The organism is Arthrobacter sp. NEB 688 (assembly GCF_013201035.1).
In the GTDB taxonomy this organism is placed as follows: Bacteria; Actinomycetota; Actinomycetes; order Actinomycetales; family Dermatophilaceae; genus Phycicoccus.
On the sequence record NZ_CP053707.1, the window covers coordinates 536,824 to 547,717 of the forward strand.

At 73.7% G+C, this 10,894-nt stretch carries 10 protein-coding genes; 4 read left to right on the plus strand and 6 right to left on the minus strand.

What is annotated here, in order from left to right; translation table 11 throughout:
- Positions 1-93 precede the first annotated feature (93 nt).
- Positions 94-1,404: a D-alanyl-D-alanine carboxypeptidase/D-alanyl-D-alanine-endopeptidase gene (locus HL663_RS02625; RefSeq protein ID WP_173026930.1), complete on the plus strand. Its 1,311-nt coding sequence runs from the start codon at positions 94-96 to the stop codon at positions 1,402-1,404.
- A gap of 19 nt (positions 1,405-1,423) precedes the next feature.
- Here HL663_RS02625 and HL663_RS02630 read toward each other — a convergent pair whose 3' ends face one another.
- Positions 1,424-1,957, minus strand: a complete 534-nt coding sequence (locus tag HL663_RS02630; RefSeq protein ID WP_173026931.1) for a hypothetical protein — start codon at positions 1,955-1,957, stop codon at positions 1,424-1,426.
- A 208-nt stretch (positions 1,958-2,165) separates the two neighbouring features.
- Here HL663_RS02630 and HL663_RS02635 point away from each other — a divergent pair, with 208 nt between their 5' ends.
- Positions 2,166-4,037: an acyl-CoA dehydrogenase gene (locus HL663_RS02635; RefSeq protein ID WP_173026932.1), complete on the plus strand. Its 1,872-nt coding sequence runs from the start codon at positions 2,166-2,168 to the stop codon at positions 4,035-4,037.
- Positions 4,038-4,178: 141 nt separating this feature from the next.
- Here HL663_RS02635 and HL663_RS02640 read toward each other — a convergent pair whose 3' ends face one another.
- From HL663_RS02640 to HL663_RS02660, 5 genes are all read right to left on the minus strand, one after another.
- Positions 4,179-4,433, minus strand: a complete 255-nt coding sequence (locus HL663_RS02640; protein ID WP_173026933.1) for a DUF6458 family protein — start codon at positions 4,431-4,433, stop codon at positions 4,179-4,181.
- A 105-nt stretch (positions 4,434-4,538) separates the two neighbouring features.
- A complete protein-coding gene (locus HL663_RS02645) occupies positions 4,539-4,718 on the minus strand; it encodes a hypothetical protein (RefSeq protein ID WP_173026934.1) in 180 nt (59 codons plus the stop codon).
- A gap of 85 nt (positions 4,719-4,803) precedes the next feature.
- The gene (locus tag HL663_RS02650; RefSeq protein WP_173026935.1) at positions 4,804-6,183 is read right to left on the minus strand and encodes an FAD-binding oxidoreductase; all 1,380 of its coding nucleotides are present in this window, start codon (positions 6,181-6,183) and stop codon (positions 4,804-4,806) included.
- Between the two features lie 145 nt (positions 6,184-6,328).
- The gene (locus HL663_RS02655; RefSeq protein ID WP_173026936.1) at positions 6,329-7,135 is read right to left on the minus strand and encodes a nitrilase-related carbon-nitrogen hydrolase; all 807 of its coding nucleotides are present in this window, start codon (positions 7,133-7,135) and stop codon (positions 6,329-6,331) included.
- A 302-nt stretch (positions 7,136-7,437) separates the two neighbouring features.
- Positions 7,438-9,459: a bifunctional copper resistance protein CopD/cytochrome c oxidase assembly protein gene (locus HL663_RS02660; RefSeq protein ID WP_286175877.1), complete on the minus strand. Its 2,022-nt coding sequence runs from the start codon at positions 9,457-9,459 to the stop codon at positions 7,438-7,440.
- 28 nt (positions 9,460-9,487) lie between these two features.
- On the opposite strand from HL663_RS02660, the gene HL663_RS02665 reads away from it, so the two are divergent.
- Together HL663_RS02665 and HL663_RS02670 are read left to right on the plus strand one after the other, a co-directional pair.
- Positions 9,488-10,336 carry a maleylpyruvate isomerase family mycothiol-dependent enzyme gene (locus HL663_RS02665; protein ID WP_173026938.1) on the plus strand — a complete coding sequence of 283 codons (849 nt, stop codon included), beginning with the start codon at positions 9,488-9,490 and terminating at the stop codon, positions 10,334-10,336.
- On the plus strand, positions 10,336-10,812 hold the full coding sequence (locus tag HL663_RS02670) for an SRPBCC family protein (RefSeq protein WP_173026939.1): 477 nt from the start codon (positions 10,336-10,338) through the stop codon (positions 10,810-10,812). The genes HL663_RS02665 and HL663_RS02670 overlap by 1 nt, the downstream gene beginning before the upstream one ends.
- Positions 10,813-10,894 lie beyond the last annotated feature (82 nt).

Here is a 10,894-nt window from a genome sequence, read left to right on the forward strand (position 1 = left end):
ACAGGACACATCCCGACCCGGCGGGTTAGCCTCCTCCGGACCGCGGCGCAGGGGCTCGCGGCCGCCCCTGACCCACGTCCGATGGAGAGCGCGATGCGCACCGTCCCCCGCCCCACCCGGCTGATCGCCGCCACGACCCTCGGCCTGGCCCTCGTCGCTGCGCCCGTCGCGCCCACCGTCGCGGCGCCCCTCCCCGGCGCCGGCGCCGGAGCCCAGACCGCCGCCTCGGCCCCGTCCCTCGCGAGCGCCTACGCCTGGACCGACGCCGACCTGCGCATCCAGCGGGCCCTGGCCAACCGCGTGACGACCTCCGCGTTCGGCACCTCGTTCTCCGGCACGGTCATCGACGCCTCCTCGAACGTCCGGGTCTGGTCGAAGAACGCGACGTCCGAGAAGCTGCCCGCCTCGACGACCAAGCTCGTGACGGCGCACAACGCGCTGACCGTCCTCGGGCCGCGGTGGCGCTTCCGGACGAGCGTGCGCCAGGGCACGGCCTCGGACCGCGTCGTCATCCAGTCCGGGGGCGACCCGATGCTCACCAGCAGCGCGCTCGACCGGATGGCGGCCACGACGGCGAGCACCCTCAAGGCCCGCGGCACGAGGACGGTCAAGGTGTACGTCGACGACGACATCTTCCCCAAGCCCTCGCTCGCCACCGGGTGGAAGTCGAGCTACGTCCCCGACTCGGTGACGCCGATCCGGGCGCTCGTGCGCGACCAGCGCGACGTGTCCGACACGAGCGCCGACGCCGGCACCTACTTCGCCTCGCGCCTCAAGGCCCGCGGCATCTCGAGCGTGCGGTACTGGGGTCGCGAGAACGTCCGCGGGGGCTCGCCGACCCTCGCCACGAGCGACGGCTGGTACCTCTCGGCGATCGTCGGCCGGATGCTCCTCGACAGCGACAACGACATCGCCGAGATGCTGCACCGGCAGGTCGCTCGCGGCGTCGGCGAGCCGACGACCTGGACCGGCGCCCGCACGGCGCAGGCGCGGACCCTCTCGCGGGCCGGCCTGTCGGTCGGGGCCCTGTACGACGGCTCGGGCCTCTCGCGCTCGGACCGCATCAGCTCCCTGCAGCTGGCGACGATCATGGACCGCGGCGTCGACCGGTCGTACGCAGCGCTGGAGCCGATGCGCAGCACGAGCAGCCTCCCGACCGCCGGCCGCACCGGCACCCTCGCGACGAAGTACGACCGCTTCGTCACGAGCCGCTCGCGCTGCGCGGTCGGCAAGGTCTGGGCCAAGACCGGCACCCTGGGCGACGTCGCGTCGATGGCCGGCTACACCTACGGCACCGACGGCCGGATGAAGGTCTTCGCGTTCGTCGTCAACGGCCGCCAGTCGACGACCACCCTCAAGCAGAGCCTCGACATGCTCGCCGCGACGGTCAACGGCTGCTACTGACGCCGCCCGCCGCGGCCGGTCAGCTGGGGACGACCCAGCCCAGCACGGTGACGATGCCGATGACGGCGCACACGACGAACAGCGCCGCGAGGATCCAGCCGATGACCTGGGCGCCGTCGACGCCGCCGGCCTCGTCCGCCGCGTCGTCGGCGGGGGCGGTCAGCTCGCCGGGGCGCACGAGCGGCTCGGGCGGCGCGTCGAGCTTCGGGTCGGCGACGAGGGCCTTGGTGCGCAGCGCCTCGATGCGGGGCGCGCGCGGCTCCTCGCGCACCGGCTCGGGCAGGGCGCGCCACATCGTGACGAAGTCGTCGCCGGACTGCTCGCGCCACGCGGCGACCGCGTCGTCGGCCTCGGGGCCCTTGACCCCGGCGGCGAACCAGATGGCCCCGGCGCGGGGCAGGTCGCCCATCCCGTGCAGGACGTGACCGAGGACGCGCAGGACCTCGGGGTCGGCGTCGGACTCGGCGTGCTCGAGCAGCAGGTCACGGGCCTTCCACGCGCGGCCGTCGTCGACGAGCCGGCGGGCCTCGGCGAGGACGTCCGTGGTGCTCACGCTCCCGAGTATGCCCCGCCGGGGGCCGGCGCCGGGGCCGCCGCGCGCGGAGCCCGGCAGGTGGGACGAGGTGTCGCGGCGCGCCCGGCCGACCGCGCCGGGCAGGGGGCCGAACGGCTGCCGCGGGCCCCGGTGGTTGCGCCGGTTACCCGCTGGTAGCACACTGGTGAGCAAGCGCTCACTTTGCGATCTCTCCGGGAGGACCACCATGGGCCACTACAAGAGCAACCTCCGCGACATCGAGTTCACCCTCTTCGAGGTGCTCGGCCGCGGCGAGGTCCTGGGCAGCGGCCCGTACGCCGACCTCGACGCCGACACCGCCCGCGAGATGCTCAAGGAGATCGCGCGCCTCTCGGAGCACGAGCTCGCCGAGTCCTTCGCCGACGCCGACCGCCACCCGCCGGTCTACGACCCGCAGACGCAGGCCGTCACGATGCCGGAGTCGTTCAAGAAGTCCGTCGAGGCCTACCGCGAGAGCGGCTTCTGGGCCATCGACCTGCCGGCCGAGCTCGACGGCACCGTCGCGCCGCCGAGTCTGCGCTGGGCCGCCAACGAGATGCTCCTCGGCTCCAACCCCGCCCTCGCCATGTTCGCCGCGTCCTACTCCTTCGCCAAGCTGCTGTACCTCATCGGCAACGACGACCAGAAGAAGCTCGCGCGCTGGATCGTCGAGAAGGGCTGGCACTGCACGATGGTGCTGACCGAGCCCGACGCCGGCTCGGACGTCGGCGCCGGCCGCACCAAGGCGACGCCGAACGAGGACGGCACCTGGAGCATCAGCGGCGTCAAGCGCTTCATCACGAGCGCCGAGTCCGACATGGTCGACAACGTCGTCCACTTCGTCCTCGCCCGCCCCGAGGGCGCCGGCGTCGGCACCAAGGGCCTGAGCCTGTTCATCCTCACGAAGTACGCCGTCGACCTCGAGACCGGTGAGCTCGGCGAGCGCAACGGCGTCTACGTCACCAACGTCGAGAAGAAGATGGGCCTCAAGGTCTCAACGACCTGCGAGCTGACCTTCGGCGGCGAGAAGCCTGCCGTCGGCACCCTCTTCGGCGACGCCCACGACGGAATCGCGCAGATGTTCCACGTCATCGAGAACGCGCGGATGATGGTCGGCACCAAGGCGATCGCCACCCTCTCGACCGGCTACCTCAACGCGCTCGAGTACGCCAAGCAGCGCGTCCAGGGCGCCGACCTCACGCAGATGACCGACAAGTCGGCCCCGCGCGTCACCATCACGCACCACCCCGACGTGCGCCGCTCGCTCATGCTGCAGAAGGCGTACTCCGAGGGCCTGCGCGCGCTCGTGCTCTACACGGCGAGCCAGCAGGACGTGGTCGACCAGCACGTGCTGACGACCGGCGAGCAGACCTTCGAGAAGGGCTCGGCGGCCGACGTCGCCAACCGCGTCAACGACCTGCTGCTGCCGCTCGTCAAGGGCCTGGGCTCGGAGCGGGCGTGGGTGCTGCTCGGCACCGAGTCGCTGCAGACCTTCGGCGGTTCCGGCTTCCTCCAGGACTACCCGGTCGAGCAGTACGTCCGCGACGCGAAGATCGACACCCTCTACGAGGGCACCACGGCCATCCAGGGCATGGACTTCTTCTTCCGCAAGATCGTCCGCGACAAGGGCCAGGCCCTGACCCACCTCGCGACGCAGATGCAGGAGTTCGCCAAGGACCTCGGCGTGGGCGGCGGGCGCCTGGACCGCGAGCGCGAGCTGCTCGGCCAGGGCGTCGAGGACGTCCAGGGCATCCTCGGCTACATGGTCGGCGAGCTCATGAAGTCCGACCCGCGCCAGGGCGGCGAGCTGCCGAACCTCTACAAGGTCGGCCAGAACACCTCGCGCCTGCTGCTCGGCGCCGGCGACCTCGTCGTCGGCTGGCTGCTGCTGCGCCAGGCCGCCGTCGCGCTCGAGGCGCTCGAGGCCGGCGCCGAGGGCAAGGACAAGGACTTCTACGAGGGCAAGGTCGCCGCCGCGCGCTTCTACGCCCGCCAGGTCCTGCCCCGCCTCTCGGCCGAGCGCGCGATGGCCGAGGCGACCGACAACGACCTCATGGACGTGCCCGAGTCCGCCTTCTGACCGGTTGACGCCCCGGGTCCCCCGACCCCGGTCGCGGCGCGCCTGCCCGGAGCACGCGCCGCGCCCGGACCCACGTGACGACGGGCCCGTTCCTCTCGGTGAGGAACGGGCCCGTCGTGCGTGCTGTGCGGGGGCGGGGCGTCAGCGCGGGTCGATCTCCGTGCGGTCGACGCGGGTGCCGGTGGCGGGGTCGACGTGGCTCTCGCGGGTCGTCGTCACGCGGCCGCGGCGGCTGCCGGCCTGCATGACGAAGGACAGGACGATGGCGAGGACGCCGCCAGCCATGAGGATGTAGCCGATCATCTCGAGGTCGAGGCCGGCCACGCTCTGGTCGCCGACGGCGAACGTGAGGATGGCGCCGAGGACGAGCAGGAAGATGCCGAGTCCGATGTACATGGGGTCTCCTGGGGCAGGGGGTCGGCGGGCTGACACCCGACGGTACCGCCCGCGACCTGCGCCGTCGAAGGTTTGTGCAAACTTCGTCGGACCGGCCCGCTCCGGCTACTGGCTGCCGCCGCCGCCGAGGCCCGGGCCGCCGTGGGCCATCCGCGAGGCCGCCGCCTCGGCGCCGTAGGGGGCGTCACCGGTGAACTCCGAGTGGGTCCCCGTGGCGCGGCGCCGGCGGTCGAGGACCACCCCGAGCACGACGATCACGGCCAGCAGCCCGATGATCCACCACATGGCGCACTCCCTCGGGCGCCCGGTGCCTCCGGGCTGCCGTCCGGTCAGGGTCGCACAGCGCCGCCCTGCTGTACAGGAGCTCCGGTCAGACGAAGGAGCCGGGGTTGAGGATGCCCTGCGGGTCGAGCGCGGCCTTGACGCGGCGGTTGAGGTCCATGACGTCGGGACCGAGCTGCGCCTCGAGCGAGCCCTTCTTGAGCCGGCCGACGCCGTGCTCGCCGGTGATCGTGCCGCCGAGGCCGATGGCGGCCGCCATGATGTCGTCGAACGCGAGCCGGGCGCGGCGCTCGGAGTCGGCGTCGGTCGCGTCGTAGACGATCGCCGGGTGCGTGTTGCCGTCGCCGGCGTGCGCGACGACGGGGATCTCGACGCCGTGGCGCTGGCCGATCGCCTCGATCTCGGCGAGCAGCGCGGGCAGCTGGGGCACCGGCACGCCGACGTCCTCGGGCAGGACGGCGCCGCGCGGCTCGAGCGCGGTGAAGTGCACACGCCGGGCCTGGACGAACATCTCGGACTCCTCGGGGTCGTCGGTGGCGACGACCTCCTTGGCGCCGGTGACCTCGCAGGCCGCAACGATGGCCTCGACCTCCTCGGCGCGCGAGGCGCCCGGGGCATCCGACTGGATGAGGAGGAGGGCGCCGGCGTCGCGGTCGAGCCCCATCGGCTGGTAGTCCTCGACGGCGTTGATCGAGGCGCGGTCCATCAGCTCGACCATCGAGGCGCGCACGGTGCGGCCGAGCTCGATGACGGCGGCGGCGGCGTCGGCGACGGTCGGGAAGAGCGCGACGACGGTCGAGCGCGGCGCTTGCGCGGGCACGAGCCGCAGGACCGCGCGCGTGACGATGCCGAGTGTGCCCTCGGAGCCGACGAAGAGCTTGAGCAGCGAGAGGCCGGCGACGTCCTTGACGCGCTTGCCGCCGAGCGTCACGAGGGTGCCGTCGGCGAGGACGACGTCCAGGCCGAGGACGTAGTCGGTGGTGACGCCGTACTTGACGCAGCACAGGCCGCCGGCGTTGGTCGCGATGTTGCCGCCGATCGAGCAGATCTCGAAGGAGCTGGGGTCCGGCGGGTACCAGAGGCCCTCGGCGACGGCGGCGTTCTTCACCTCGACGTTGAGCGCGCCGGGCTCGACGACGGCGACGCGCGCGGCGGTGTCGATCTCGACGGCGCGCATCCGCTCGAGGCTGAGGACGATCGTGCCGTCGACGCCCATCGAGCCCCCGGACAGGCTCGTGCCGGCGCCGCGGGGCACGACGCCGATGCCGTGTGCGGTCGCCCAGCGCAGGGTCTGCTGCACCTGCGCGGCGTCCTCGGCGCGGACGGCGGCCAGCGGGGTGCCGGCGCTCGCGTCGTGGGTCCAGTCGTGGCGGTACTTCTCGAGCGCGGCGGGGTCGGTGGTCACGACCCCCGGCGGGAGGGCCTGCGCGAGCTCGGCGACGGCGGCTGCGGTGACGGCGGCGTCCATGTCCCTTACCTTCGCACGAGCGCGCCCGGCGCGCCCCCGGCGCCTCCCCCGCCGGCGGCTCTCCCGCGACCTCCCGAGGCGCCGGGGAGGTTCCGGTAACCGCGGGCGGTCGTGCGTGCGGGTCGGCGGGTCGGGGTGGGAAGGGTCAGAGCCGGCGGTCGGCGAGGACGGGGAACGCCTCGCGGTAGGCGGCCGTCGCGGCCAGGTCGACCTCGACCGAGAGCACGGCCTCGTCGGTGTGGGCGAGCTCGCCGAGCACCTCGCCGGTCGCCGCGACGACCTGGCTGTGACCGCCCATCGGCGTGCGGGCGTGCGTGCCGCCGGTGTTGACCTGGACCATGACGCACTGGTCCTCGACGGCGCGCGCCCGGCCGAGCAGCGTCCAGTGCGCGACCCGGGCGAGGGGCCACGCGGCCGGCACGACCAGCAGGGATGCCCCCGCCTCCTGCTGGCGGCGGTAGAGCTCGGGGAAGCGCAGGTCGTAGCAGGTGCTCAGGCCGGTGCGCACCGTGCCGCCGGCGCCGTCCGGGAGGTCGACGACGACGACGTCCTCGCCGGCCTCCATGAGCCTCGGCTCGCCGGCGCCGAACCCGAAGCGGTGGACCTTGCGGTACAGCGCGACCCGCTCGCCGTCGGCCGAGAGGACGAGCGAGGTGTTGGACAGGGTGTTGCCGTCGGCACCCGGCTCGGGCAGCCGCTCGACGAAGGACCCGGCGTGCAGGGTGGCGCCGGCGGCGCGGGCGGCATCCGCCATCGCCGCGGCGAGGGGGCCGTCCAGCGGCTCGGCCTCGCCGTCCCAGCGGCCGTAGTCGAAGCCGGTGGGCGCCCACAGCTCGGGCAGCACGACGAGGTCGTGGCCGCGCTGCTGCGCGACGAGCTCCGCCGCCCGCTCGATGCGGGCCGCCGTGGGCTCGTCGTCCCCGTAGGCCAGCTGGACCAGAGCGATGCGCATGGTCCCATCCTCGCGCACCGGCCGGTGTGCACGAATCGACACTTTCGTCAGTTGCTGCACGGTCGGGGGGTCGTCGGGTGTGCAGAAATCGACACTTTCGTCAGTTCCTGCACGGTCCCAGGCCGCCGGCGTGCAGCAATCGACCCTTTCGTCAGTTCCTGCACGGTCCCAGGCCGCCGGCGTGCAGGAATCGACACTTTCGTCAGTTCCTGCACGGTCGCGGGGTCGCCGGGCGTGCAGAAATCGACACTTTCGTCAGTTGCTGCACGGTCGCGCGCCGGCCGGGGCCGGGGGACGCGGGGTCAGTCGAGCTGCTCGGCCTCCTCGCGCAGCCGGGCGAGGCGCGCGTTGTAGGCGGTGAGGTCGGCGTCGCCGTCGCGGTCGGCCTGGCGGTCGAGGCGGGCGGTCTCGCGGGTCTCGCTGCGGAACCACTGGACGGCGACGATGACGGCCAGCGTCAGGGTCGGGGCCTCGCCGATGCCCCACGCGATCTCGCCGGCGGTGTGCTGGTCCGCGAGCGCGTCGGGACCCCACGGCAGGTTGATGGCGGTGAAGAAGTCCGGCGCGAGCACCGACGAGCTGCCGGTGAGCGCCACCCCGAAGAACGCGTGGAACGACACCGTCGCGAAGAGGATGACGAGCAGCATGAGCGGCGACCACCGCGGCACCCCGGGGTCGATGCCGATCATCACCCAGACGAACAGGTACCCGGTGAGGAGGAAGTGGGCCATCATCAGCAGGTGGCCCGTGTGGGTCGTCAGGGCCAGCTCGAAGAGGCCGGTGTAGTAGAACGCGGCGAGGCTGAAGAAGAACACGGCCGCGGCGACGACCGGGTTGGCGAGCACCCGCATCGCCCGCGAGTGCACGACCTGGAGCAGCAGCTCGCGCGGGCCCCACGTCTTGTCGCGCCGGGCGCTCAGCGTGCGCAGAGCCATCGTCACGGGGGCCGCGGGCACGAGCAGCAGCGGCACGATCATCGCGACGACCATGTGCATGACCATGTGGGCGCTGAACAGCACCCGGCCCCAGATGCCGGGCGCCCCGCACGTGGCCCAGACGAACAGCGCCCAGCCGAGCGTCCACGCGACGACGCGCAGCACCGGCCAGGCGTCTCCCCGGCGCCGCAGCCGCACGTAGCCGGCGACGTAGAGGCCCACGGCCAGCACCGCGATGCCGACGAAGAGCCAGTCGATGCGCCACGCGAGCAGCCAGTCGGCGCCGGTGTACGGCCCGGGGTCGGGGTAGCCGGTCAGCTCGAGGACGATGCCGGGGTCGGGGAGGGCGTCGGGCACCGGCGGGATGCTGCGCGCGAGCACCGACGCGAGCCCGACCGCGACGCCCATGACGGCGAGCTCGGTGACGGCCAGGCGCGCGAAGGCCCGTCCGTCCGACGGGTCCTCGGCCAGCCGCCCGGCGATCGTGCGCCGCTGCTGCGCCCCGAGCACGGCGAGCGCCGCGATGGCGACGACCTTGCCGAGCAGCACGACCCCGTAGGTGGTGGTCAGGCCGTCGAGCGAGCCGATGCGGATCCACGCCTGGACGAGCCCGGAGAGGCCGACGGCGGCGATGGCCCAGGTCGCGAGCACCGAGAAGCGCGCGACGGACGCGCCGAGGTCGCGGCCCAGCGCGCGGCGCATCATGACGAGCGCGAGGAGCCCGCCGACCCAGACGCTGACGCCGAGCAGGTGCACGGCCAGGCCGTTGACGGCGTCCTCGTGGCTGGCCGAGCCGGCCGAGTGGCCGTTGAGCGCGTGGACGACGATCGCGACGAGGCTGAGCGCCGCGAGCCAGGCCATCGACGCCCGGCTGCGCGCCAGCCCGACGGTGACGGCCACGACGAGCGCGACGCCGGCGGCGATGACGAGGACCCGGGTGGTCTCGAGCGCCCAGGCGAAGGACAGCAGCTGGGGCAGCAGGTCGGGCGAGGTGAGCGGCGTGCCGGAGAGGTCGGCGAAGGTGAGGACGACCTCGAGCACCGCCGCGACCGCCCACAGCGCACCCGTGGCGCCGGCGAGGCGCCGGGCGGTGCCGCGGCGGTCGGTGCGCGCGCGCTCGGGCGCGAGGAAGACGGCGAGGAGCAGCAGGCCGAGGGTCGTGGAGGAGGCGATGTTGCCCACGGTCGCGACCACCGGGACGCCCCAGCGCACCGCGGGGCCGGGATCGGCGAGCGCCAGCGGGTCGGCCGCGCCGGTGAGCGCCGCGGCCGGCACGAGCGCCACGAGCGCGGCCGCGAGGGTCAGCAGGAGCGGCCGCAGCCAGCGCGCGACGTCGCCGTCGTCGCCGGTCCGGTCGCCCGCGGGGCGGCTGCTCGGCAGGGAGGTCACACCCCCCAGCGTAGGTACTGTGGTCGACATGTCCCTGCACCCACCTGCCCCGACCGGCTTCGCCGAGGTCGTCGACGCGTGGGCGCACACCGTCCGCTCGGTCACCGACCTCGGCCGCGCGCTGCGCCCCGGTGACGCCGAGCGCCCCACCGACTGCCCCGGCTGGACGGTGGCCGACCAGCTCGCCCACGTCCTCGGCGGCGAGTCGATGGTGGCCGGCGACCCCGACCCCGAGGTCGACGTCAGCGGCTACGACTACCTGCGCCACGACTTCGGGGTGCGGCACGAGAAGTTCGTCGAGGCCCGGCGCGGGCGCTCGCCGGAGGACCTCGTCGACGAGCTCGACTGGCGCCTCGAGGAGCGCCTCGCGGTCTACCGCGCCGAGGGCGTCACCGGCGAGGAGGAGGTCCGCGGGCCGTTCGGCCGCACGACGCTGGCCGACCTCGTCGGCATCCGCACCTTCGACGTGTGGATGCACGAGCAGGACCTGCGCGAGGCCCTCGACCGGCCCGGTGGCCTCGACACCCCCGCAGCGGCCCTGAGCGTCAGCCGGCTCTTCGCCGTCCTGCCGCGGGTCGTCGCGCGCGACGCGCAGGTCGGCCCCGGCCACGCCGTCGTCCTCGACCTCACCGGCCCGACCGTCGGCCGCGCCGGCGCCCGGGTCGAGGAGGAGGACGGCCGCGCGGTCGGCATCCCCCTGTTCAGCGGCGAGGACGCCGACCACCCCGACGTCGTGACGACCTCGATCTCGATGTCGACGCGGGTGGCGATGCGGCTCGCCGGCGGTCGTCGTGCGCCGGAGGACCTGCCGGTCACGATCCAGGGCGACGAGGCCGTCGGGCGCCGCGTGCTCACGGCCCTGGCCATCACCCCCTGATGGCGCGCTTCTCGACGTCGACCCGGTCGGCCGCAACGATCAGTGCCGAGCCGGCGGAGGTCTGGGCGACGCTGACCGACCCCGACGAGATCGCCCGGCTGACGCCCTTCCTCCACCGCGTCACCGAGCGCGGCGAGCACTGGGTCTGGGAGATGACCCGCGTGCCGGTGCTCGGCAAGAGCTTCTCGTTCTCGTTCACCGAGCGGATGACGTTCGACGAGCCGCACCGCATCGACTTCGCGCACGACCCGGCGGCCGGCCTCGCCGAGGAGTCCGCCGGGGTCGAGGGCTGGTACGCGCTGCAACCGCGTTCCGGCGGAACGCATCTCGAGACGTCGATGACGATCTCGGTCGACCTCCCGTTCCCCGCCCTCACGAAGCCGGCGGTCAACACCGCGATGAAGGGCGTCGTGACGCTCATGGGCCAGCGCTTCGCCCAGAACCTCCTCACCCACCTCGGCGCCCGCTCGCTCTGACGCCCGGCCCGCGGCGCCCGACGTCGCCGCGCCTGTCGAAGGTCGGCCCGGAACGGCACCGACCCCTCCCGATGTAGTTGTA

Bases quoted from the DNA above. Each gene is read 5' to 3' on its own strand.
- HL663_RS02655 (WP_173026936.1), bottom strand. From the start codon at position 7,135: ATGCGCATCGCTCTGGTCCAGCTGGCCTACGGGGACGACGAGCCCACG.
- HL663_RS02645 (WP_173026934.1), bottom strand. From the start codon at position 4,718: ATGTGGTGGATCATCGGGCTGCTGGCCGTGATCGTCGTGCTCGGGGTG.
- HL663_RS02670 (WP_173026939.1), top strand. From the start codon at position 10,336: ATGGCGCGCTTCTCGACGTCGACCCGGTCGGCCGCAACGATCAGTGCC.
- HL663_RS02665 (WP_173026938.1), top strand. From the start codon at position 9,488: ATGTCCCTGCACCCACCTGCCCCGACCGGCTTCGCCGAGGTCGTCGAC.
- HL663_RS02625 (WP_173026930.1), top strand. From the start codon at position 94: ATGCGCACCGTCCCCCGCCCCACCCGGCTGATCGCCGCCACGACCCTC.
- HL663_RS02650 (WP_173026935.1), bottom strand. From the start codon at position 6,183: ATGGACGCCGCCGTCACCGCAGCCGCCGTCGCCGAGCTCGCGCAGGCC.
- HL663_RS02635 (WP_173026932.1), top strand. From the start codon at position 2,166: ATGGGCCACTACAAGAGCAACCTCCGCGACATCGAGTTCACCCTCTTC.
- HL663_RS02640 (WP_173026933.1), bottom strand. From the start codon at position 4,433: ATGTACATCGGACTCGGCATCTTCCTGCTCGTCCTCGGCGCCATCCTC.